Origin of the sequence: Microbulbifer sp. CNSA002 (assembly GCF_047324085.1) — a bacterium.
GTDB lineage: Bacteria > Pseudomonadota > Gammaproteobacteria > Pseudomonadales > Cellvibrionaceae > Microbulbifer.
Window position 1 is genome coordinate 2,772,147 of the sequence record NZ_CP172449.1, and the last position, 23,470, is coordinate 2,795,616.

Genomic DNA, 23,470 nt, shown 5'->3' on the forward strand with positions numbered 1-23,470 from the left:
AAAACCCACACAGAATCCAATACAGAGATTTATCGATATGGTTAATAGTCCTCTACGGCGGAACAAGACACTATTTGTCAACACTCTCATCCTAATATCGATAAATGGCTTTCTTGTGCAATAAAAGTAATGGATTCAAAGTAAATCTATACTCCTATGAATTTAAAAGTAGCAGTAACTCCAAACTTCCAGAGCTCAAATTACTGCCAGGATACCGAAAGGTGTTAGCAAAGTGATGAACGGGTATAAACCAACAATATAAGAGCGCAGCGGTTAAATTTATACACCCCGTTTAAACACGCTGAGTTTCGATATAAACTACAATCAAAACTGACACTCTAATAGTACTGATACTTTTATATCGGACAACTCAAGGAGGAAGGCTGAAAATCGGAATACCCCGCGACCACTTATCTTTTCATGTCATTTGGCCAGCTATTTAGCACAGAGTTACACTCTATAATTAAGGTACAACTCAATAATTTCCTACACATTAAATCTTAGCAGGTGTTCTATACGCTTCAATTTCACCCTCAGACATGTCGCCAAATTGAGACAACAGATAAGCTCCTGTTTTAACACATAGAATTACCAATATAGGAAGGAGAGGGATTACAATTAAAACGGGAAAGGATTTTAGCGTATCCATATCGGCGTTAATAAATAAAAACACAATGGGTATCACCGTTAGCAACCCGCACCAAAAAACTCGATATGCCGGCATAACATTTGCCTCAGCATCAAGATTTTTTGTGACAACCCCGGTCAATGAATATGAAGTTGCATCCAAGGTTGTCACGCAAAACAATATCATTGACAGCAGAAAAATGGCTATCGCCAACTCAGGAAGCGGCAATTGATTTAAAATATCATGGGCGAGACGAAGAGGCTCTCCGTTGGAAAGCTCTTGCACTGCATTAACAGCTCCTTGATTCATAAGATCTACAGCATAAGTTCCCGCTATCCCAAAGATAAATGCGCTACTAAGCCCTCCCCCAAGGATCAAAGTTAAAATCACATCTCTCAGACGGTGCCCCTGAGAAATTTTTGTAACAAACACACCTACACCCGGCGAATAGGATATCCAGGTTGCCCAAAAGAAAATTGTCCAATACTGAGGGAAATGCGTACTCCCATATGGGTCTGTACTTAAGGACATACGGAAATATTCAGAAAACAATATCCCCAAACTATTCGTTACATTATTTGCAATAAGAGCACTTGGCCCAACAATAAACGTATATAAAAGCAGGAAAATTGCTATATAGATGGTCCACTCAGATATACGTGACATCCCCTTCTCAATGCCAATAAATGACGACAATGAAAAAAGGAGAGACAAACCTATGATAATGGCTATCCCTGTAGAAAGACTATCCGGAATACCCGTTAAGGCGCTGACATTATACGAAATCATTGGAATCGCAAGACCAAGGGTTAATGTCGTAGCCGAAAGCGTGGTCACAATGAACAACAAATCTACACCTTTTTTCAACCACTCAGGCATACGATCGCCAAGCATGTTATTTAATACAGAGGACAACTTAAGGGTTCGATTCTTTTTAATATGAAAACTCACAGAAAAAGGGATCGCCACCATCAAATTGATAACCCATCCTGCCGACCCCCAGTGGAAAATATTGAAAGCCGTTGCGTACTCCATTTTAATCGATTCGGCAGAAATACCGAACTGGGGGTCCATATAGTAATGAATTACTTCAATATACGCCCAATACATCGTCGAAGCCCCCATACCTGCACAGAGAGCCATAGAAAAAAGCTGAACAAGAGAATACTTTGCCTTCCCCTCTCCCAAACGAAGCTTGCCATATTTTGAAAATGCCAAAAACAAAAGGGCCAAGGTCCCTAAAAGAGTATACCAAAGAAATATTGTCCCTAAGTCAATTATAGTTAGAGCCAACATTTCTTTCATAAAGTCCTTGGTACCTTCAGGATAAATAACTGCAACAACACCAAGAAGTAAAACCAAAAAGAAACTAACCAATGTTAACTTCTTATCCATGATATATTTCTTGGCATCCGATTCCTGCATAGTCTAGATCACCCTACTCAAACACATATTGACAAAAACAGTTATCCTTTACCTTTTCCCAATCCATGGCTATTCCCAACCCATTTCCCTGAGGGGCATGGACATAACCCTCCTTATCGGTTCGAATAGACACCTTGCTCGCAAGCTCAAAACCTTCATAAGGGAAAAACTGCTCAAAATAATTGCAATTTTTATGTGCAAGGGCAACGTGTAGGTTCGCAGCTTGTGTAAGCGTAAATCCCATACTTTGTATCTCTAACGTTTTACCAAACCCTTCCGCAATGGCAAAACATTTATTTAAAGGCGTAATACCTCCACAAACAGTGGCATCTAGGTGAACACTAGTCCAGGTATCCAAGTTCAACGCATTGGTTATCTCATGTAGTGTTAACAAGGAATTACTATCACTTAATATTCGTAAATCGAATTTATTAACAAGATCTTGATAAGTCCTACAATCAGAATCTGGAACTGGAGCTTCAAACCACTCCCAGTTGTTTTCACTCAACCACTTGGCCATGCCCATAGCTTCAGCAGGAGTATATAGAGAGGCTGTATCCAGCATGAAACGCACACACTTCCCTTCAAAACGTGCTTGAATTGCTGAAACTAATTCCATATCTCTCTCATATATACAAGAGCAATGAAATTTTATTGCTGTAAACCCCTCCGCTATACAATCTTCGATATATGTTTCGTATTCCTCCACAGTGTCAAACATAGGAGAGGATGCATAAGATTGTATTTTTGAGCGTGCCCCACCTAAAAGTTCATAAATCGGCATCTCAGCCTTTTTGCCTTTTATGTCCCATGCAGCAATATCAAAAGGCGATTTAGCAGGCAACCCGCCCCAAGTACACCGTTCCATTAACCAGTTATATAATTCCTCTGTCCTCAATGGGTTTTTACCCAAAATACCAGGTGCAATTGTGCGCATGGATTCAATAATACATCGATCAAAACCGTTCTCGGTATAACTCAATGTCGCACCAATACCTTCGATACCATTACTGGTTATAATGCGAATAACGTTGTTGGTGTATAACAACGGAGTTTGATTAGCAGTCCAACAAATTGGCGGCGCATTTTTATCGGCTATCGCATATAGCTCCACCCTGCTGATATGAAAACGATCCATATTCACATCCTTAAAAGCTATTAACTGGATCTCAAGGAGTCTAGTTCGCAATGCCCAGTTGTGCGTTGGTGGCACATACTTAGACTTACTACTAGGTAAAAACTACTCTTCGGATCGGGATACTATTTGTCAGCCAAACCTATAAGGAATAATTAAACACTCAATGTCCGCCGTAACTTCAATAGATCCTAATAACCAATGCAAACTTCGTACTCTCTTTTCCCACATCAGATTTACACAGTGATCTATAAACTAATACCCACTTGTAACTAAGTGGCAAAACTTGGCTGGCCATTAATTTTGTTTGCGCAAATCAGGTATATCATGATGCTCCCTCTCCACGGAAAGCGTATTCTTTCATTCGAAACCTGGGGCGCAGGTTCCTTTCATGGCACTTTACTAGCTTTTCTGGGCGCAGAAGTAGTCAATATTGAAGACCCCAAACAAGGTGGGAATCCACTTAGAAAAATGGGATCTATCTATCTTGATGAAGCTTGCGAAGACAATGAGACAAGTGAATCGACGCTCCACAACAAGAAGAGCTTGGCCCTGGATATCAGGGATCCCACTGGCAGGGAGGTATTCTTGAAGCTTGTGAATAACTCACATGCTGTTATCGACAACTTTAGAGGTTCTTTGCCCGAAGAGTTAGGCGTTACCTATGCTGACCTCAAAGTAGCGAACCCCAAAATAGTTTGTACCCATCTCTCAGGGTATGGCAGAGACAACAATAGAAAACACTGGCCAGGATATGATTTCCTTATGCAGGCAGAAACTGGTTGGATGTCAGTGACTGGAGAACCAGGATCTATCCCAACCAAAGTTGGCGTATCAGTAGTAGATCTCCTGGGGAGTGTCTATTCAGCCCTCTGTACAGTTTCAGGGTTACTGCGGACCGAAATCACAGGAAAAGGCGGTGATTTTGACACTAACTTATTCGATATAGCGCTAAATTGCCTCTGCTACCAAGGGTTATGGTTTCTCAACGAGGGGATAGTCCCAGGGAAGCAACCTCGCTCGGCCCACGCATCCCAAGCACCTTGCCAATTAGTAAAGACAGCAGATGGTTGGTTTTATGTGGCCTGCTTAACCCAGAAATTCTGGGAAATGCTTTGTCACGAACTAGGCTCCGATTTATTACAAACTGATGCCCGCTTTTTGACCAATGAAAGCAGGATGCAAAACAGAGAGCTGCTGACAGATGCTCTAGACCAGTACTTCCAGAAGAGAACAACAAAAGAATGGTGCGCTCAAATGGAGGGTAAAATCCCCTGTGCCCCGGTTTATGATATCGCCGAGGCGCTTAACAACCCCTATGTCCAAGATAACGACAAGACTGTATCAATTCCTTATACACGCAGTACAAGCCGTGACTCAATACAATTTATAAACGCCCCCTTCTCTATTCCCGACACTTCTCCAGTGCCTTTCCAGCAAGCACCACTTTACGGAGAGAACACTCGAGAGATCCTTGATGACTTGGGTATCCCACAAGATGAAGTGGAGTCCCTGGCAAAAGCTGGCGTGATCTATTGCTGCTGAAATACATCGGTACTGATGAGGATAACTCCAAATTGGCCAGACCACTCTCTACCTAGGCGCCCTGTTACTACAATTTCCTCAGTTCCATCCGATACCTCACCACCCCAGGAAGACGGGATTGAACGGGAGCTACCTTAACGCTATGAACATCGGCCACCTGGATTGGAATGCCATTCTCGCCCACGCCCGCAGTCTTTCACCCTACGGTGGACCAGATATACCTGTTTCTGCCGTCTGTCTCGATGACATCCCCGTTTGTGGCCCCGTTGAACTGAAACATATCAGCCAAAATGCCGCTCAGGAACACGGAGCCATTATCATGTCTAGCGGCGGCACAACTGGAAAGCCGAAGCTGGCCTATACACCTTATCACCAGGCAATTCAAAGATTGCTGAAGGAATGGCGCCCGCTCAGCTCTCAAAGTGTTCTTCTTAATCTCTTTAATCCTGGGCGGCTATGGGGTGCACACTACTTTATTCAAACTCTGGCAGAGGCTTCCAAATGCACTATTGCACCTACAGGCCCCTTTATATCTGGTGAGGTGGAGAATTGGCTGGAACTTCTACGTAATATCGATGTGGACTCACTTGCTGGCGCACCCACAGGACTGGCAGATTTTGCCGAAGGTATACTAGATTCAGGTAGCCAACTCCCAATAAAGACAATTATCTGGATGGGGGAACCTTGGACCAAAGCAAAGTTGAAGGTCATACGTGAGGCTTTCCCTAATGCTGGGCTGTGGTGCGACTATGGATCGGTAGAAACCAATAGCATTGCTGTCAATTCCCCTGAGTGTGATTTGAACATATATCACCTTTTAGCGGACCAATTGATCGAAACTGACGATCAAGGCGCCCTGCTTACCCGTGTAGGTACAGGGTGGACGGTACCGATAGTGCGTTACCGATTAGGTGACCTAATCCAAAAAGCAACTTGTCCCTGTGGTCGTCCTAATGGCCTATCTATTCAGGGGAGAGCAGATGATAATGTCGATTTATGCAGCGCCCTTCTGGACCTCAATAAGATCATAGAGCTCACCTATGAATGTGAAGGCGTCGAAGAAGTTCAACTACTTCTCAGCGGCGGCCCCCAAACAAAAAAGTCTGCCGATTTAATAGTCGTTCAGTTCACAGGCACGGCAAGTGCCAACAGCATCTGTGAGCATATTTTGAACAACATTCACAACCTCGCCTCTGTTGTCAGACAGTACCCTCAGTCCTTCACAGTACAAAAAGCCGAGCGACTTAAGCGTATCGAACGCACCAACAAAGTTCCCCGGGTTATTTGGAGAATGAGCGATGGGAAATAGCGGTAGAACTCAAAGCATAACTCCACCTAGCGTATCCGACGGTCCTATGTGGGACCGTCTTATGGGAAACTATAATTTTGCCTGCCTGATGGTTTCTGCAAGGTTGGATATCACCGGGCTAATTGAATGCGGTTATGATTCCTGCGAAGCACTCAGTAAGGAATTGCAGCTCAGCAATAAAGGAATGGGCTTCTTTCTGCTGATTCTGAGTCATTTGGGGTATATCTGCTTCGACAAACAACAAGTGAAAAATACAGAGCTGGGGAAATGCTACCTCTCCAAGAATAGTCACTACTATTGGGGAGAAGTCTTACTCGATCCTTTTCAAATCTATGACATCAATCACCTGGATAAAAAGATACTCACCAGCTTACAAAGAGAATATGAGCTGGAATGTAAAGGTCGCTCTGTAACCGACATGTGGCAAAAAAATGAAATGGACAATGACTCGGCAGCAGCTTTTACTCATCTGATGCATTCGCAGGGGTTTGCCTCCGCAGTTGAGGCTGCTTCCTGCGGTATTTTTGAAAACGCTCAAACCCTACTCGATGCCGGTGGAGGCTCTGGAACCATTGCTCTCGCCTTCTGCGATACCTATCCTGAGCGCAATGCGCTGCTCTTCGACCTGCCGCCGGTTTGCGATATAGCAGCAATGTATATAAATAAGTTCAAGAAAGACCAGCAAATCCAGATAGTTAAAGGGGATTTCTTTAGAGACCCATGGCCTGAGGGGTTCGATGGCATTTGCTTTAGCAATGTGTTGCACGATTGGCAGCATGCTACATGCCAAATCTTAATCGACAGAGCCTTCGCACTTTTACCAAAAGGTGGGCAGGTATTTATCCACGATATGCTCTTCGATGATACTCGTTTAACGCCAAGCTTGTTCTGCTTTCATTTGTTTATGAACCACGGCTCCCAACTATACTCAGCCAAAGAGCTTTATCGGATGCTTGAGACAGCAGGATTTGTAAATCCTCAATCATACCAGGCACTCGGCTATTTCTCGGTATTATCGGCCAGAAAACCCTAGCCCTACCCTTATTATCCTATTTTACTTATATGCTATCTATCGCTACTTCCAAGAGCAGTTCGTTTTTTGATTACCATTTCGTCACCGACTGACTATTAGGATATTAGCTAGAAAGTGTTTAACCTTTAAATAATAGTAAATAGTTTTTGATTTAAGCATTATAAAACTATAACTTTGTGAGGTGCTTCTCGTTAATACATTTAAAGTAGCTAACAGGTTATATCTTTTCGATATCATTGCTTTCGCACTCTATTGCCCTTCAGGGGTTTATACTTGAAACATTTGAAGATTATTGAAGTTCCTGATATCCGGCCTCACAAGGGAGATGGGTAGAAATAAACTTCATACGTTTAGAGACGCAAGTATTGCTGCATGCGATTACTTTTATCTCGGCAGTCGTAATAGAGAGCGCAATTAAATCTGTTTAAAAAATAACAAACTCAGGCGAACAGTAGGAATAATAATGAAAAAAAACTATTCATGGCCACTCTCGAAAGGGCTAAAGAAGATTTGTATCGCTCTATTTAGTTATATAACGTTGATGAGTACGCCTCTATTTGCAGAGACCGATCCTTATTCAATGTTGGTTCAATTCAACCTCTATTACGATTACGAGACAGAGCAAGGTACCAATGACCACGCAAAATATGCACTCGAGCTACAACGGCGCCTGACTTACTCAACACCAATTCGCTATACACAAGTCCTTGCAACACACAAACAGTTATAACTCTGATGCCTATGGTGCTATCTGGGTAGGCTCTGAACAATCTGCCAGGGTTAAAGACCAAATTGATATTGGTGCTGAAATTATTGAGCTGGACCTGCATCAGTTCAGTGGTGAACAATATTTTTGTCATGGCTCATTCTATTGCAATTTCTGGCTTGATCCTCAACGCGTTCCTATCTCTACTGTATTGGGAGATTTGAGGGATTGGGCTTACAAGCAGGATCAATATGGCACTAACCGTACAGTAATCGTACATATCGAAAATGCGGTATCGTCCGGTGCCCAGGTAACTTTTAAAAATCATCTTATAGATCAGATAGGCCTGGAATACATTTACACTCCCCAAGACTATAGAGAGGACTTTCCCAATGGGGTTGAAGTCACGAGCTATAAACGAACCTCACTCCCCTCTCAAGAGTTATCACGGGAGACAGTCCGTAAACATGATGGTGTAAATGGAAAAAAGAGATTCGTATTTTTCTGGACAAAAAATGACAGCAATATTGGGGATGATAATGAGTCATTCGATGTAATATTCGATGGATGGGGTGGACTGGACAGACACTGGAAGAGTGGCGATGACGATTCCCTGGATAACTGGGATGACGGCATCAACACCGTAGAACACTATGATGTCAGTGCTACAGACAGCAGATTTCAAAATAAAGGACTATGGTCTTGGGGAGAGGGAGAACCCAATGATCATGGTAGCGGAGAGGACTGCGCTGTTATCAGAAGCGACGGGCGCTTTAATGACCGCCAATGTGATCGTTCCTATTCATTTGCTTGTAAGAGACGGTTAAATGGCGAACTGCATGTAAACGACTTAAAAGATGATGGCGCTATCAATTACCCTGTTATGTGGTCACTGACTACGAGTAAGTCTACCTGGTCGAATGGAGAAAGTGAATGTCAGGCACTGGGTACTCAATGGCACTTCGATGTGCCTCGCAATATGATGGAAGCGCTCGCATTGAAAAGTAAGCTGGCAGCTGCCAGTGAGACAGCAGCCTGGATTGCTTATACTGACCAGGATAGTGAAGGTACAATTGAAGGTGACTTTATAATAACAACTGTAGATTACTAAAAAGATATTGTAGGGTTCTTTGTCTTAAGGTAATTAGAGATCTACTAACTTTCAACTTGATCTGACAGTTACCCGCTTCTTAGAAGAAGTCCTGTCAGATCAAGTTCAATCATGCCTATTTTTAATGTGAAAACATCTTATCTTTACGGCCCATCATCCTATAAAAATATTTAAAAGACCTCGTAATAAACAATCTGTGGTACAGGTAACGAGCTACCGATGACTCCTATTCTCAAGATTAACAGCAGCCCGCCAAATTTTAGCTATGAACTCTATAAGCGCTGTTCGGTCACCGGTACGCCCCTTTCCTTTATCAGCGGTGCAAACCTGAAATATGTTAAAGTTCGCCAAAACCACTCTAGCGGCCCCATACGAAATGCCTTAAGCCAAAGATCCGAATAGGCCAGCTGAAACAGACCCAGCAGCACACAGACCCCAAGTACTTCTATACGTGTCAGCTCACCATACAAACCCAATCCAAAGCCATAAAAAATATAGATGCAAATAAATGATTGAGCCAAGTAATTGGTAAATGCCATCCGCCCAACACTTTGGATCTTGCCTTTGATCCATAGGTGTTTACCTAATTTGAACCAAAGGCAGATCAAGCCAATATAACCGATACTGGTAAATGTGGACCCTACCAAATTAAAAATGGCACCATAGGTGAAGTAATCATCCATACTCCAGTCATGACTATAGTTCCAGATAAGCCCTATACCGGTCAATGTCACCCCAATAGCCAACCCAGTAATAGCTAGTTTTTTGTAGGCAGACGAACTGGCTTGGCCACGTAGGATATCCAACTTAAACAGGCCCATTCCCAGCAACATCATAGCGGCAGCTTTTAAAATAATGGAGAGACTAAAGTAGGAAATAACGATTGCTGATTCCGGACTAGAAGCTAAATTACCAGCAACTAATCGACTCCCGACCAGATCCCAGAACCCTCCTCGATATATTTCTATATCTTGCTGGATCTGCGTTGTATCAGGGGCAAAAATGGCTGCCGTTGCATATCGAGCTTCTCCTGTTAGGGGTTCTATAAAAGCTCCTGTCAGATATGAGCTATATGCTGACAAGGCAAGAGTAATCACCCCCAATGCAATCAGCCAGCTTCCGCGCAACTTGCGTAACAAATAGACAAACATGGCTATAAAGGCATAGATCATCAGGATGTCGCCTTCCCAAATGAAGATGCCATGACAAAGGCCAATCAACAGTAGCCAGAAATTTCGACTGTAGTGAATTTTTGCAGCAGACTTATTCTGTTGCTCACGTTTCTCAGCTAAAAGTATGATGCCTGCGCCGAAAAGCATGGCAAAAAGCCCCATGAATTTTTGATCAGCAAACAAATGGAAAAAGCTAAAGAGAAAATCATTCAAAGGGCCATTCGGCAAATAGGCCTTTGGATTCAAATAAGCCGCCATAGGCATAGAAAAATTTATCATATTCATTAAAGGAAGCCCCAGCAAAGCGAATCCCCTTAACAAATCCAACTGTGATATTCGATCCTGCATATAAGCCCTTTTAAAACCAAAATATGATACGGATATAAAGAGGTAGAGATTACAGGAAAAGAGGACGAAATCGCGATATTTTTTCTGCTCGTAGGTACCAACTAGGGCCTTTCTAGGGAAGCTTTGATAAATGGACTTCTAGCCACCCCCATGGGATGAGAGAATGCATCTGAGAAAGAAACTTCTCGCGTGGAGCTCCATGACGCTTCAGATTATATGCGGCTTCGGCAAAGGCAGCTAGGGGCAAGATCTTGACGAATAGCGGAATACTACCAAGTTGGCTCGAAATTAATCAGAAGTTCCCTAACTAAGCTAAATATCAATTAACGTATTACTATCTAGCATCGCCTTCGCCTGCTGAAATGCAGTTTCGGGTACATAAGGATGGGAGAAAATCCAAAACTGCCCGCTTTCTATACCACTAGTAATGATATCAGCAGCTTTTTCTGGCTTCATACCTTCAGAAACCACCTTGACAACTTTGGCTTTAACTTTTTTCTCGACTTCAGACTCAGGGTGAATTACCGCTACACTTGCAGGCCTATTACGTGAAGAGTCGAGAATATTAGTTTTTATAGCACCAGGACAAAATACAGAAGTTTTTATAGGCGAGTTAGCCAAACGAAGATCCCGCTCTAAACTTTGCATTAAACCTACAACACCAAATTTTGAAACATTGTAGGCCCCTAAGTACCCTATACCATATAGGCCGGATTCCGATGCTACAGACAATATATGGCCCTCGTCATTCTGTTCGATATGAGGGAGAAATACATGAATACCGTTAATAGGCCCCCACAAATTCACCGATAAAATCCACTCCCACTCATCCATAGAGGTTTCTGCTATAGCCCCCAAAGGACCTATACCCGCCACATTACAGAGCAAGTGTACCTTATCAAAGTGCTTTAAAGCTCTATCAGCGATGTTTTGCACATCCCCAAGTTTAGATACATCTGCTTGTACGCAAATACACTCAGCACCTTCTAGTGCTATCAACTTGGCTGTTGATTCGAGATGACTTAGGGTATATCCGGCTAATACCAACTTCATTCCTTTTTCGGCCAAACGTATTGCTAAAGCCCGCCCTAGTCCACTTCCCGCTCCTATAACAACAGCAACTTTATCAGACAAATCCATAACTTTCCTTTTTACAATGTATTCAACGTGACTAGGAACTTTAGATTAAACAAATCCTTAAATAGTTGATATATAGCTATTCACAGAAATAAAAACTGAATAAATTGAACCTCTACCAATAATCTGAATAACTGCCAGGAATCTTATCCTTTAGCCCTTCAGTTAAAGTCTGTTGTGGCCATTTAAGCCACTTAAACTTTAATGAAGCTATAGATTAACAACCTAATGAACCGGGTATTGTATTTCTTTGGCAATCACCCACATTTTATAATCTGCAGGCATTTCAGATAAGTAATCGAGAGTTCGATAAATAAGATGTTTCTCCATTTCATCGACTCCAGAAGACTTGCTCCAGCCTTCTGCTGCTAACCGGTACATAAAGGTAACCAAAAGGAATTTCTGCTTGCTCGATAACCCATTTCCATGACCATTGATCATCATATGCATTGATACGAGGTCATAATCCAAGTCAAAAATTGACTCATCAACCTGGACGGATATCTGGGCCGAACGACCCGATACAGAATTCCCCCGCGCAATCACCTGCATTTCATCAAGAAAGAACGAGACATGAGCACTATTAGCGGCAGAGCTATTTTGATATCGGCCTCTTAGTGCCAAATCCCTTATCTGACGATTTGATATTTCACCCTTTAGCCAGAGTTCTGTCATCTGGGTAAACGGGTCGTAGTCCTCGCTCTGAACTATGTATTCATCTGCAAAGGGGGATAAGGAATAGAAAAGCGCGACAAGCCAAAAACAGATCCTTGTTACAGTCATTACAACTACCACTCGAAGTGAAGACCATGCCACGCGGTCGATTATGACGGGAAATCTATTAAATTAAGTATAATCAAGAATTATTGTAGGAACATTGATCGGGAGGACACTTGCACTCATTTACGGGCGAATCAACCGGGGGCTTAAATTCCACATTGATGGTAGCTTTTTTAGCCAGCCTTTTCTCTTGAAGCCTTTCCAAAGCCTCCTTCGTCATTGCGTTTATCTCTCCAGAGAGAAATTTATCGACAAACATTTCGGCTTCTTGATCCAGACTGTAATTACTACGGCCCATTCCCTCTCGTGAATTATATTTCGATAAGCTATAGGCCAGTAATATCTCTTGAGCTTCACTATCAAACTTTCTGAATAGATCTATGATCCAATTAGTTTCCAAGAGGTGTTCAAGAGCTTCAAGATTACCTTGAAGCTCTAAATAGATAGCGGCAAAGTCCTCACCGCCTTGAAGGATCCGGCCTATGTAACCAGCTTCCTCTTTGTGGAAATAATCCAATCTTGCCTGGATGTTTATTTCTTTGATGTCATTGGCGATAACATAGCGACCCAACTTTTCCACTTCAGCCACAGTCATACCAAGCTCATAAAGCTCCTCCTGATTCGTCTTTAACATATACCAAGAAGAGAGTACCCCTAGCAGTCTAAATGACGTCAGCCACGCTCGTTGCTTTCCTAAATCAATCTCGTACCACGCGGACTTTCTCTCAAGCCCATACTTACTGAGGTATGACAAGTCCTCCCCTCTATTAGCAGCTTCCCTAACAGCCCTCATTCGTTGCCAGGCAGCCCAGTTCCGCTCCCTACTCAGCACCCATTCACTGTTAATCTCTTCATTATGTTTATAGGTAGTCGCAAATAACTCCTCGAGAGATGTGCGTTTAGAATCTGCAAAAGAAGGTGCCGTCAATAAACAGATCAGAAGGAGGCAAACCGGAGGAGTTACTTTCATAGAGACACCTTGTGGTGCTGTTGTAGTGGCATTTATCGAAGGGAATCTACTAACTATCGTCAAGAAATCTCTGCCGAAGGGTTAACCTGTACCGTAATTACCCCTAATAGAAGAAAGAAAAACTTAGAAGTACCCCTTGGTCACATAGCGAAAGCAACCTTTGTCGTGCAACCGGCCTCTGGTGTATGATTTATCAGTAATGAAGAACTATTCGTCCACATTTCGCGCCAAGCTGATTGCCATGGCGGCCCTGCTCCTGCTGATGTTGCAGGTGCAGACTGTGCTCGCCTGCGAAATGATGGAGGACCCCAAGCCATCAGCGGAATGCTGCTGCGATGATATGGCCAAGGGGTCAGACTCAGATGATGACTGTTGTGGCTATGATGCCCAAGTCTCCCTGAAGACTTCGCTGGACGACCACCAAGTTGCCGTCACCGCCGCACACTTAAATCTGGAACTTCCCCAGTTGGCGCCACCGCCAACTTACCAGTGGCCCCAAATTCTCGCTCCGCCATTCGGTACGCCTGAATTATCTCCTACTGCGACAGAATCCCACCCCGGCAACCGAACCTGGCTTGCCACCTTGCGCCTGCGTATTTGATCACTCCCTTTCTCTCTGACTAGCGAAATATGCCCCAGCCCCAATTTGCTGGCGGCTTCAGAAAGATTGTTCTAGGAGTGAACCTTTTGATTTCCCAACAAGCTATAGCGGCCATTGGTAGCCTGCTCATTGCCCCGTTTATTGATAATGTGCTTTGCGCGCAGATGCCCCTTTCCTTCAATCAGGAGGGTGTCCTATGAGCCAGCAACGAACATTGAGCTTAATCGCCCTTATCCTGCTGTTAGCCGCTGCCGGCGCGGCCTTTTATTGGAAGAAAATTTCTACACAAGCCACAGCTCCAAATGCCGATTTTGTGCAAGCTGGCCCGTTCCAGATCGCCGTGTCTGTCGATCCGCTGCAACCCCAAGCGGGTAAAAACCAAATTCGAATTGAAGTTCGCAATGCTGACAATGAGCCGGTATCTGGAGCCGAAGTTCGCGCGGTAGCCGAGATGCCTGCCATGGGCGCCATGCCAGCTATGCGTGCCGTCGCCGATATCAGCGAATCCAGCCCCGGTATCTTCACCGGTGAAATTGAACTGGCCATGGTGGGCTCCTGGCCCATGGTGGTAGATGTAGCGACAGGCCACGATAAGCATGTCGATCTTGCCTTTGATATGAGCACCAATCGCAAAGGCCTGCGCCTAAAGTCTGCGCCTGAGGCCTCAGATACCGCCTATTACACCTGCTCGATGCACCCATCGGTGAGAGCTGCCGAAGCCGGTAGCTGCCCTATTTGCGGTATGAACCTGCAGCCTGTGAGCCACGATGAACTGCAAAGTGGCAGCATTGTGGTGGATAGCGGCCGACGCCAGGCCATTGGTATCAAAACCGGTATCGTCGAGCGACAGCCATTCGCTTTGCCCATTCACCTACACGGCCAGGTTACCTATGACGAAACCCGCTTGCGGGATATCAGCCTACGCTTCGACGGCTGGATTGGTGAGTTAGATGCAGATTTTGAAGGCAAGCAGGTTAAACGCGGCGAAGTACTGTTTTCTGTTTACAGCCCGGAGTTGCTCGCAGTCCAAGACGAGTATCTAAAAGCCCGCCGACGTGGCGACGCCCTGGAGAAAGCAGCACGAAGGCGTCTACTGTTGTGGGGTCTCTCTGAAGAGCAAATCGACTGGCTGGTTGAGCAACAAAAAGCGCAGGACTATATCCCGATTTTTGCACCCGCCAGTGGTGTGATTATTGAGAAGAATATTGTCGCGGGCTCAGCATTTGAAAAGGGCGACAACTTGCTGCGTATAGCCGACCTCAGCCAGGTTTGGATTGAAGCCCACGCCTACGAAGATCAGTTGCCGCTGATAGAAAAAGGCATGCCGGCCAAGGTGCGTTTAACCAACGTCTACCACGAGGAAATCCCAGCCACCCTCACCCAGATTGATCCCTTCCTTAATCACAATAACCGCAGTGCACGGCTGCGTGTGACCCTGCCCAATACCGATGGTGAACTGCGCCCGGGGCTGTTTGCGGACATCATGTTAACCGCCGAACTGGGAAATCTCCTGGTGGTACCCAGGGATTCAGTTCTGATCTCCGGCAAGAAACGCATTGTTTTCCGCGACTTGGGCCAGGGTCGTCTGGAGCCTGTGCAGGTACGCACCGGTTATGGCGACAGCGACAGGATTGTTATCCGTTCTGGCCTCCAGGCAGGAGATAAAATTGTCACCTCGGGTGTATTCCTGATCGCGGCGGAAAGCCGCCTGAAGTCGGGGGTACAGCAGTGGTAAATTCCGAACCCAAAGGGCTGATTGCCCGAATTATTGGGGCCTGTGCCGGTAAGCCGGGGATCACTTTGATTCTTGTAGCGATCGCAGCCCTGGCGGGATACCGGGCGCTAACCAGTGTCCCCCTGGATGCTATTCCGGACCTGTCCGACGCCCAGGTGATTGTGATGACAGACTGGCCGGGGCGCAGCCCTGACCTGGTCGAGGATCAAATCACCTACCCGCTTTCCACCGCAATGTTAGGGCTGCCCAAAGTCAAATATGTGCGGGGCCAGAGCTTTTTTGGTCTCAGCTTTGTCTACGCCATCTTTGAAGACGGCACCGATATTTACTGGGCCCGCTCACGGGTTCTGGAGTACCTCAACCAGGTAGCCGACCAGCTCCCAGAAGGTGTTCAGCCAAAGCTTGGCCCGGATGCCACCGGAGTGGGCTGGGTATTTCAGTACGCACTGGTTGATCGAAGCGGTAACAACGACCTGCAGGAACTGCGCGCGCTACAGGATTTCAAGTTGCGCTATTGGCTCACTTCTGTCGAGGGCGTGGCCGAAGTCGCCTCCATTGGCGGCTACGAAAAGGAGTACCAGGTCCAAATCGACCCCCATCGCTTGCAGATGTTTAAGGTTCCGCTCGGAAAAGTGGTCGAGGCCATTCGCCGCAGTAACAATGACACCGGAGGACGAGTACTGGAGATCGCAGGCCACGAACATATGGTACGTGGCCGGGGCTATATCCGCAGCGTTGACGATCTCGAAGAGGTGGTGATCGGGGTCAATGCGGCAAAGATTCCGGTAACTTTGGATCAGGTAGCGGATATTACCCTGGGGCCTGCAATGCAGCGCGGTATTGCCGAGCTGGACGGCGAGGGCCAGACCGTAGGTGGCATCGTAGTGATGCGCTACGGTGAAAATGCCCTCAAGGTTATTGAGAGAGTTAAAGAGCGTATCGAGCAAATCCGTGCGGGCTTACCGGAAGGCGTTGAGCTGGTAGTAACTTATGATCGCTCACAATTAATTAATAGCGCGATCGACAATCTCAAAAATACTCTGATTGAAGAGATGCTGGTGGTCGCCGCTGTGATCGCTATTTTCCTACTCCACGCCCGCTCCGCATTGGTAGCGGTAATCACGCTACCGATTGCAGTTTTACTGGCCTTTATTCCACTGTCCCTACAAGGGCTTACCGCCAACATTATGTCACTGGGAGGTATTGCTGTAGCCATCGGTGCCATGGTGGATGCGGCAGTGGTAATGGTGGATAACATCCACAAAAAGCTGGCAATCGACGGCGATAAGGAATTGTCTCCGGGTGAGAAAAGAACGCTAATCGTTCGGGCAATGCAGGAAGTCGGGCCGAGTATTTTCTTCTCGCTGATTATTATCACGGTTTCATTCCTGCCGGTATTCGCGCTGGAAGCTACCGAGGGCCGCCTATTCAAACCCCTCGCCTACACCAAAACCTACAGCATGGCTTTCGCCGCCCTATTGGCAATCACCTTGATTCCAGCCCTCGCTGTACTGCTTATGCGTGGCAAAATTCGCAACAGGGAAAATCCGATTTCCCGCGTTTTAGTCCATACACTACAGCCAGTGATTCACTTCTGTGTGCGGCAACGCAAAGTTGTAGCCACTCTCGCGGTATTAGCTCTGGTTTCTGTGGCCTACCCCATTAGCAAGCTAGGTGGTGAATTTATGCCGCCGCTCAATGAAGGCAGCATCCTGTATATGCCCACCGCCCTACCCGGCATGTCGGTTACCGAAGCGGGCAAGGTTCTGCAACAAATGGACGAGGAACTGAAAGCTTTCCCAGAAGTTGAGCATGTCTTTGGCAAGATTGGCCGCTCCAATAGCGCCACCGATCCTGCACCGCTCTCAATGGTAGAAACCGTAATCACCCTGAAACCCAAAAGTGAGTGGCGCCCCAGCATGACTTGGGACAACCTGCTGGCGGAAATGGATGAAAAGCTGCGCTATCCCGGTATGCCCAATATCTGGTGGATGCCCATCCAAACCCGCACTGAGATGCTCGCCACCGGCATTCGCAGCCAGCTCGGCATCAAAGTGTTTGGAGATAACCTGGAGGAGATCGAACAGACCGCTTTGGCCATCGAAGAAGCACTGCGCAGTGACCAGCGCACTACGGAACAAACCCGAAGCGTCTTCGCCGAGCGTCTGACCGGCGGTTACTTCCTGGACTTTGATATCGATCGCGCACGGGCTTCCCGCCACGGCTTGAATGTTCAGGATATCGAAGATGTGATTGCCGCAGCGGCTGGTGGCCTGGCCGCAACCCAAACTATCGAAGGCCGCGAACGTTACGATGTGTTAGTGCGCTATGCTCGCGACTACCGGGATACTCCCGAACAGCTTGAACAAATCCTGGTCCCCGCCTCTGATGGTTCCCAAGTGCCCCTGAACCAGCTGGCTGATCTGGACTTCCGCACTGGCCCGCCCATGATCCGCAATGAGGATGGGCAGTTGGTGGGCTTGGTATTTGTCGACTTGAAGAGCGATATCGGCGTTGCAGATTATGTTAATCGCGCAAAGCAGGTTGTTGCCGACCAGGTTAATCTGATTCCCGGGCAACGTATCGCCTGGGCCGGCCAATACCAATACCTGGAGCGCGCCAAGTCCCGCCTGCAATGGTTAGTGCCCCTGACCCTGTTGGCTGTGTGCTTCCTCCTGTATCTGCATAGAGGCAGGCTATCCGACACCTTGTTTGTACTCACCGCTATGCCAATGGCACTGATCGGCGCCTTCTGGCTGTTGTACCTGCTCGACTACAAACTGAGCGTTGCTGTATGGGTCGGCATGATTGCCATGGCTGGTCTCGCCGCTGAGATGGGGTTATTAATGCTGCACTACTTATCTGCCGCCGGAAATAACTCTGAGCGCGGCAATACTGCGACTGTTGCCGAAGCGGCAGCTGGCCGTATTCGCCCGATGCTAATGACCAGCCTGACACTGTTAATTTCATTGATACCAGTCATGGTTTCCGATGGCACCGGCGCAGATGTTATGAAACGGATCGCAGCACCAATGGTGGGCGGCACCATAACCACACTGCTGTTTGTGTTGTTAGTGATGCCCGGGGTTTTCTATCAGTGGAAAGCCCGCAAAGGTAAGCAAAGCTGACGTTAGTAAATTGGGGCACCGGGTTTATGCTACCCAGTGCCCCAGTTCTCATTTCACAAGAAGATAATCTGGATAGAAGAGACTTTAACGGGAACAAGGTGATTCATAGGTTTCTTCAGGGTTAACTGTTAAAATTCCATACTAATTTTGTATTGCACAAACTGCAAAATTGCAGCGTTCACAAAGGCTAAGTAGGTGACGATCACTTTCCCTACTGCTTGTGTAATACGCGTATTTGACATTTAACGACTCCAGGATTCACCTTGACTGCACCTTTTTCCGATCTCCCCCTAAACCCCGCCCTGCTGAAAAACCTGGCGTCACTCAACTACAAGTCCATGACCGAGGTTCAGGCCAAAACGCTTCCGATCATTCTTGACGGCAAGGACGTTATCGCCCAGGCAAAAACCGGTTCCGGTAAAACGGCCGCCTTCGGTTTGGGGGTGCTGCACCGGCTCAATGTCAGCCGCTTTCGGATTCAATCGCTGATTCTGTGCCCAACACGGGAATTGGCAGACCAGGTTGCGCAGGAACTACGCCGACTGGCACGAGCAATTCACAACATAAAGATTCTGACTCTCTGCGGCGGCATGCCTTTCGGCCCGCAGATCGGCTCCCTGGCCCATGGAGCCCATATCATCGTTGGTACTCCAGGACGTATCGAAGAACACCTGCGCAAAGGAACACTCTCCTTAGAGCATGTCGATACGCTGGTCTTTGACGAAGCCGACCGAATGCTCGATATGGGATTCCAGGACGTTATCGACACTATTCTGGCGCAGGTGCCAACTGGGCGGCAGTCATTACTATTCAGCGCTACCTACCCCGGTGAAATTGAAAAGCTCAGCGCCCGAGTGATGCAAAAACCGGTGATGGTTAAAATCGATTCTGCCCATAGTGACAAGGTGATCGAACAACGCTTTTACAGAACTGAGAGTTTCGAGGATCGCCTGGAGATGACTCGGCGTGTCCTGCTCAATGATAAACCAGTCAATACCCTGGTTTTCTGCAACACCAAACGCGAAACCGATGAAGTAGCCAATGATCTGAAACAGGCTGGCTTCAATGTCCTCGCCCTGCATGGTGATATGGAGCAGCGCCAGCGCAATGAAACCCTGATTCGCTTCGCCAATGGCAGCGCTTCAATTCTGGTGGCCACCGATGTAGCGGCACGCGGTCTTGATATCGACAAGCTGGATGCGGTTATCAACTTTCATATCGCCAAAGATCCGGAAGTTCATACCCATCGCATAGGACGGACAGGCCGCGCCGGTGAGCGCGGTTGCGCTTACTCCTTTTTTGCTGAAAAAGAGGGCCACAAACTGGTTCGTATGGACCTAACCCAGGACCCACTATCCGATCCAGATACACCGCCACCCGCCAGCATATTAAGTGAACCCCCTTTCCAGGCACCGATGGCCACTCTTCAAATCGATGGCGGCAAGAAGCAAAAGGTCCGCCCCGGCGATATCCTCGGTGCCCTAACCGGCGGCGATCGCCCGATTAACGGGAAAGATGTTGGCAAGATCAACGTACTGGACATGACCGCCTATGTTGCGATTAAACGCAATGTAGCATCTCAAGCTCTTAAGAAAATTGAAAACGGAAAATTGAAAGGGCGTAAATTCCGCGTGCGGCGTATTCGAGGCTAAGTCGAGTGATTATCCCCTGGCAACGCCGGGGGATTGCCCTTTTGCGCTCGCTTCGGGTTCATGGCTATCCTGACCGTTATTTCGAGAGCTGACGAAAAATATAATGATCAACTATGAATCAAAGAGTTACAGAGTGATATAAGAAATGGGGTAGTAGTCAAAGTGATCCTTTTTGCAGTTTGCACAGTCGTGACAATTATGTTTAACCCAATGATTTTATAACAGTATTTTGGTTGTAGTTGAGAAATTGATTCCGAAATAATAATCAGGATCATAGTGGTCAATATGGATACTATATAAATGTTATGTGACATAAAGAGATATGGGAATATTTGAAGTGTTCATGATCATTTTCATTCCAGTCGGCACTCTACTGTTGAATGTTTGGCGGAAGAAAATGAACGGCACCAAGAGGTCGCCACAACTTGCATACCTATTTATGTCAATGGTAATGGGTGCGTCGCCTTTGCTTTATGTCCGTAGCATAGAGCCAAACCACACAGCGCTTGCAGTTGTATTATCAGGTGTAGCGTTTTTTTGGTTTGCAATAGTTGGGGCTCGCAGTGCAAACACATAACAAGTTTGTCAGCGATCGCCCTTCGGGCTGGACAGCTTTAAGCGCTGCATCGCAGCAAAGCTGCCCGCTACAAAGGCTTTATCTGTCTGTAGGAAAAAAATGAGAAGAACTCGAAAAAAGCCAATAGACCTCTATGGTGAGATTGATTCAAACTTGCTCAGCTGTTGGATCACCTCATTTTTAATGGGGCCCCTTGCACTGATTACTCTCACATCTACGTTACTTCTTGGAGTGGGATTCGATACCTTAATTCTAGCGTTGGCAGTGCTGATTTTCTCTCAGGCGATAAGAGGCATTGTCAAACTACGCAAGTTAAGGAAAGGTTTGCAGGAAGATCCACAGTCAGTGAGGCATACTGATATTCTAGCTGCACCAAGCTTTAAAGGGTTGTATTGGTTTATTCGCTAGCGAACACATAAATTATCGGGCAGCCGGTAGGTTCTAGCTACCGGCCCAACACTACCCACCATACGGTACTGCAATCAGACTCTCACTCCCACCCTGCGCCAGTTCTTCCAATGGCTCATTCTTAATCTCCGCCGTATCCAATAGTCAAGATCAATACATTTTTGATAGCCTTGGGCTATACCAAAACAATTAATCCGACCACGGAGAAACACGGCAAGCTCTTTCAGTATCTTTTCCATCAAAATACCACGGGATCGGCCAGTAATCTGACGAGAATGGCATTTATATTGGAGCAAAGACTTATCATGTGAGACAAGCTTTGCCCCAAAAAATAAAAACCCTTTCGTTTCAGCAAGCACCATGTTACACATGAGCGCAATTACCCAAAGATCCCTCCTGAAACTGGCATCATGGTTTCATTTGAGAGCCCTCGTTTTAAATTAACAGGTTAATCAAGTGGGCGCCTGACAGTACAACTTACCAAAGCGTTATAAGTCATATGTATGGAAGCTAAAAACTATAAATATGGAGCTTGCTGGATATGTTTGAGCCCATTACTTTTAATAATGGCTTCTATATCTAGGGCTGAGTCCTTAACCACTAACGACATCCAGCTAATCATATTTTCTGCCCTTACACTCGCTGGTTTTGCAGTGGGAATTGGTTATGCAGCTCATTCGCTCCAAAAGTACCAAAGTACACTTTATCGCTCATTGGAGTTTACTTTGTCAGTAGTTGGGTTTTAATCCTAGTCTTTCTTGCATGGCAACTTTAATGGCGGCAGTATGAAGTTTAAACTTATAACTGGGTGCTCAACTTCAGCGCCCGACCGCTTACATCGGAGAGCATCATGCAAGGAATTCTTTCAGAAAAGTTGATTCTTACTGAAGCGGCCATACTCGAAAGAGTCAGGCGTAACAAAGATATAAGCCTTTGCAGCCATGTCGACCATGCTAAATTAATCTATAGCAAAGCTGGTGCTGAAAGCCTTAAACGAATCTACAGTGAATACATAAACCTTGCAATTGATGCAAAACTCCCTCTTTTGCTTGCAACTCCCACATGGAGGGCCAGCTCAGAGAGAGTTTCTCTAGCCAAGGCACCTACGTCTATCAATGAAGACGCTGTTAATTTTCTTTCGAATATCTTGCCAAAAGAAGGAAATGTATATGTAGGAGGCCTAGTCGGCTGTAAAAATGACTGCTACAAACCAGAACAAGGCCTAACTTACAAAGAATCTCTTTCTTATCATCGTTGGCAAATTGATAAGCTTGGAGCCTCTAATGCTGACTACCTCATGGGAGTAACCCTACCAGCTATACCAGAGGCACTTGGCATTGCATCTCTAATGTCAAAGCACTCTAAGCCATATTTTATTAGCTTTGTCATTGGCTCAGATGGTCGCCTTTTAGATGGACATACCATTCAAGAAGCAATTTCACATATTGATCGCCAGGTTTCGCCTAAACTTGCTGGGTACTTTATTAATTGTTCTCATCCTTCTTTTATAAACGCTTCAAGTCAATTACCTGACAGACTAATCGGCATACAAGCCAATGCTTCATCACTAACGCACAATGAACTAGAAAACAGCAAAACAACGCATTCCGACAGCATATCAGAATGGGGTAATCTTATGCTTCGCTTAAATCAGAATAGCGGGTTCAATATATTGGGCGGCTGCTGCGGCACTGATACAAGGCACCTGGAATACATCATAAATAATCACAACTAACAAATTTAGCCCGCTTCTTTCCGCTTACGACTACCCTGGGCAGCCACTCTCTTGGATTAGCTATTATTGCAAAGGGCATTAGCTGGACTGCTGAATTATAAATAGGGGAAAGGGAGCAACACTGAGACTCGCAATTGCCTGAGCGCCTCAATTCTGCTGGCCACCGAGGTGACAGTTCGCGGTCTGGATATCGCCAAAGGTCCGGAAGTACATACCAACCGGGCCGGCAGTGTCATTAAGCGCAATGTGGCAGCACAGTCACTAAAAAATGGAAGATTGAAGATTGAAGATTGAAGATATCGGATGCAGCGTACTCTAGTATAAGGTACTTAATT

Annotated in this window: 18 protein-coding genes; 11 read left to right on the plus strand and 7 right to left on the minus strand. The window is 46.1% G+C overall.

Going from position 1 to position 23,470, the window contains the following annotated elements; translation table 11 throughout:
• Positions 1 to 493 precede the first annotated feature (493 nt).
• Both ACG1BZ_RS12375 and ACG1BZ_RS12380 read right to left on the minus strand, forming a co-directional pair.
• The gene (locus ACG1BZ_RS12375; RefSeq protein ID WP_413662067.1) at positions 494 to 2,053 is read right to left on the minus strand and encodes a BCCT family transporter; all 1,560 of its coding nucleotides are present in this window, start codon (positions 2,051 to 2,053) and stop codon (positions 494 to 496) included.
• Positions 2,054 to 2,066: 13 nt separating this feature from the next.
• Positions 2,067 to 3,191 (minus strand): mandelate racemase/muconate lactonizing enzyme family protein, encoded by a 1,125-nt coding sequence (locus ACG1BZ_RS12380; RefSeq protein ID WP_413662068.1) that lies wholly within the window; start codon positions 3,189 to 3,191, stop codon positions 2,067 to 2,069.
• A gap of 324 nt (positions 3,192 to 3,515) precedes the next feature.
• Here ACG1BZ_RS12380 and ACG1BZ_RS12385 point away from each other — a divergent pair, with 324 nt between their 5' ends.
• The 4 genes from ACG1BZ_RS12385 to ACG1BZ_RS12400 all read left to right on the plus strand — a co-directional run bounded on the left by ACG1BZ_RS12385 (position 3,516) and on the right by ACG1BZ_RS12400 (position 8,892).
• On the plus strand, positions 3,516 to 4,733 hold the full coding sequence (locus ACG1BZ_RS12385) for a CaiB/BaiF CoA transferase family protein (protein WP_413662069.1): 1,218 nt from the start codon (positions 3,516 to 3,518) through the stop codon (positions 4,731 to 4,733).
• A 118-nt stretch (positions 4,734 to 4,851) separates the two neighbouring features.
• The gene (locus ACG1BZ_RS12390; protein ID WP_413662070.1) at positions 4,852 to 6,042 is read left to right on the plus strand and encodes an AMP-binding protein; all 1,191 of its coding nucleotides are present in this window, start codon (positions 4,852 to 4,854) and stop codon (positions 6,040 to 6,042) included.
• Between the two features lie 61 nt (positions 6,043 to 6,103).
• Positions 6,104 to 7,075 (plus strand): methyltransferase, encoded by a 972-nt coding sequence (locus ACG1BZ_RS12395; protein ID WP_413662071.1) that lies wholly within the window; start codon positions 6,104 to 6,106, stop codon positions 7,073 to 7,075.
• A 707-nt stretch (positions 7,076 to 7,782) separates the two neighbouring features.
• A complete protein-coding gene (locus ACG1BZ_RS12400) occupies positions 7,783 to 8,892 on the plus strand; it encodes a lectin-like protein (protein WP_413662072.1) in 1,110 nt (369 codons plus the stop codon).
• 272 nt (positions 8,893 to 9,164) lie between these two features.
• Here ACG1BZ_RS12400 and ACG1BZ_RS12405 read toward each other — a convergent pair whose 3' ends face one another.
• The 4 genes from ACG1BZ_RS12405 to ACG1BZ_RS12420 all read right to left on the minus strand — a co-directional run bounded on the left by ACG1BZ_RS12405 (position 9,165) and on the right by ACG1BZ_RS12420 (position 13,299).
• Positions 9,165 to 10,412 carry a DUF418 domain-containing protein gene (locus ACG1BZ_RS12405; RefSeq protein WP_413662073.1) on the minus strand — a complete coding sequence of 416 codons (1,248 nt, stop codon included), beginning with the start codon at positions 10,410 to 10,412 and terminating at the stop codon, positions 9,165 to 9,167.
• 312 nt (positions 10,413 to 10,724) lie between these two features.
• A complete protein-coding gene (locus tag ACG1BZ_RS12410; protein ID WP_413662074.1) occupies positions 10,725 to 11,552 on the minus strand; it encodes an SDR family NAD(P)-dependent oxidoreductase in 828 nt (275 codons plus the stop codon).
• A gap of 222 nt (positions 11,553 to 11,774) precedes the next feature.
• A complete protein-coding gene (locus tag ACG1BZ_RS12415; protein WP_282932883.1) occupies positions 11,775 to 12,332 on the minus strand; it encodes a hypothetical protein in 558 nt (185 codons plus the stop codon).
• A gap of 73 nt (positions 12,333 to 12,405) precedes the next feature.
• The gene (locus tag ACG1BZ_RS12420; RefSeq protein ID WP_413662075.1) at positions 12,406 to 13,299 is read right to left on the minus strand and encodes a hypothetical protein; all 894 of its coding nucleotides are present in this window, start codon (positions 13,297 to 13,299) and stop codon (positions 12,406 to 12,408) included.
• A gap of 199 nt (positions 13,300 to 13,498) precedes the next feature.
• Here ACG1BZ_RS12420 and ACG1BZ_RS12425 point away from each other — a divergent pair, with 199 nt between their 5' ends.
• The 5 genes from ACG1BZ_RS12425 to ACG1BZ_RS12445 all read left to right on the plus strand — a co-directional run bounded on the left by ACG1BZ_RS12425 (position 13,499) and on the right by ACG1BZ_RS12445 (position 21,400).
• Entirely contained in the window at positions 13,499 to 13,900 is a 402-nt protein-coding gene (locus ACG1BZ_RS12425; RefSeq protein ID WP_413662076.1) for a hypothetical protein, read from the plus strand.
• Between the two features lie 196 nt (positions 13,901 to 14,096).
• Entirely contained in the window at positions 14,097 to 15,635 is a 1,539-nt protein-coding gene (locus ACG1BZ_RS12430) for an efflux RND transporter periplasmic adaptor subunit (protein WP_413662077.1), read from the plus strand.
• A complete protein-coding gene (locus ACG1BZ_RS12435; protein WP_413662078.1) occupies positions 15,629 to 18,763 on the plus strand; it encodes an efflux RND transporter permease subunit in 3,135 nt (1,044 codons plus the stop codon). The genes ACG1BZ_RS12430 and ACG1BZ_RS12435 overlap by 7 nt, the downstream gene beginning before the upstream one ends.
• Before the next feature lie 263 nt (positions 18,764 to 19,026).
• Positions 19,027 to 20,415, plus strand: coding sequence for an ATP-dependent RNA helicase DbpA (gene dbpA, locus ACG1BZ_RS12440; protein WP_413662079.1), 1,389 nt, complete (start codon positions 19,027 to 19,029; stop codon positions 20,413 to 20,415).
• A gap of 676 nt (positions 20,416 to 21,091) precedes the next feature.
• On the plus strand, positions 21,092 to 21,400 hold the full coding sequence (locus tag ACG1BZ_RS12445) for a hypothetical protein (protein WP_413662080.1): 309 nt from the start codon (positions 21,092 to 21,094) through the stop codon (positions 21,398 to 21,400).
• Positions 21,401 to 21,474: 74 nt separating this feature from the next.
• Here ACG1BZ_RS12445 and ACG1BZ_RS12450 read toward each other — a convergent pair whose 3' ends face one another.
• Positions 21,475 to 21,771, minus strand: coding sequence for a group II intron maturase-specific domain-containing protein (locus tag ACG1BZ_RS12450; RefSeq protein ID WP_413662081.1), 297 nt, complete (start codon positions 21,769 to 21,771; stop codon positions 21,475 to 21,477).
• Positions 21,772 to 22,250: 479 nt separating this feature from the next.
• Here ACG1BZ_RS12450 and ACG1BZ_RS12455 point away from each other — a divergent pair, with 479 nt between their 5' ends.
• Positions 22,251 to 23,135: a homocysteine S-methyltransferase family protein gene (locus ACG1BZ_RS12455; RefSeq protein ID WP_413662082.1), complete on the plus strand. Its 885-nt coding sequence runs from the start codon at positions 22,251 to 22,253 to the stop codon at positions 23,133 to 23,135.
• 168 nt (positions 23,136 to 23,303) lie between these two features.
• A complete protein-coding gene (locus ACG1BZ_RS12460) occupies positions 23,304 to 23,429 on the plus strand; it encodes a hypothetical protein (protein ID WP_413662083.1) in 126 nt (41 codons plus the stop codon).
• The last annotated feature ends 41 nt before the right edge of the window (positions 23,430 to 23,470 follow it).

What these genes read in the sequence shown, in the direction of transcription:
- ACG1BZ_RS12380 (WP_413662068.1), bottom strand. Translation starts at nt 3,191, where the DNA reads ATGGATCGTTTTCATATCAGCAGGGTGGAGCTATATGCGATAGCCGAT.
- ACG1BZ_RS12415 (WP_282932883.1), bottom strand. Translation starts at nt 12,332, where the DNA reads ATGACTGTAACAAGGATCTGTTTTTGGCTTGTCGCGCTTTTCTATTCC.
- ACG1BZ_RS12395 (WP_413662071.1), top strand. Translation starts at nt 6,104, where the DNA reads ATGGGAAACTATAATTTTGCCTGCCTGATGGTTTCTGCAAGGTTGGAT.
- ACG1BZ_RS12405 (WP_413662073.1), bottom strand. Translation starts at nt 10,412, where the DNA reads ATGCAGGATCGAATATCACAGTTGGATTTGTTAAGGGGATTCGCTTTG.
- ACG1BZ_RS12445 (WP_413662080.1), top strand. Translation starts at nt 21,092, where the DNA reads ATGAGAAGAACTCGAAAAAAGCCAATAGACCTCTATGGTGAGATTGAT.
- ACG1BZ_RS12385 (WP_413662069.1), top strand. Translation starts at nt 3,516, where the DNA reads ATGATGCTCCCTCTCCACGGAAAGCGTATTCTTTCATTCGAAACCTGG.
- ACG1BZ_RS12430 (WP_413662077.1), top strand. Translation starts at nt 14,097, where the DNA reads ATGAGCCAGCAACGAACATTGAGCTTAATCGCCCTTATCCTGCTGTTA.
- ACG1BZ_RS12410 (WP_413662074.1), bottom strand. Translation starts at nt 11,552, where the DNA reads ATGGATTTGTCTGATAAAGTTGCTGTTGTTATAGGAGCGGGAAGTGGA.
- ACG1BZ_RS12450 (WP_413662081.1), bottom strand. Translation starts at nt 21,771, where the DNA reads ATGTGTAACATGGTGCTTGCTGAAACGAAAGGGTTTTTATTTTTTGGG.
- ACG1BZ_RS12420 (WP_413662075.1), bottom strand. Translation starts at nt 13,299, where the DNA reads ATGAAAGTAACTCCTCCGGTTTGCCTCCTTCTGATCTGTTTATTGACG.
- ACG1BZ_RS12375 (WP_413662067.1), bottom strand. Translation starts at nt 2,053, where the DNA reads ATGCAGGAATCGGATGCCAAGAAATATATCATGGATAAGAAGTTAACA.
- ACG1BZ_RS12425 (WP_413662076.1), top strand. Translation starts at nt 13,499, where the DNA reads ATGAAGAACTATTCGTCCACATTTCGCGCCAAGCTGATTGCCATGGCG.
- ACG1BZ_RS12455 (WP_413662082.1), top strand. Translation starts at nt 22,251, where the DNA reads ATGCAAGGAATTCTTTCAGAAAAGTTGATTCTTACTGAAGCGGCCATA.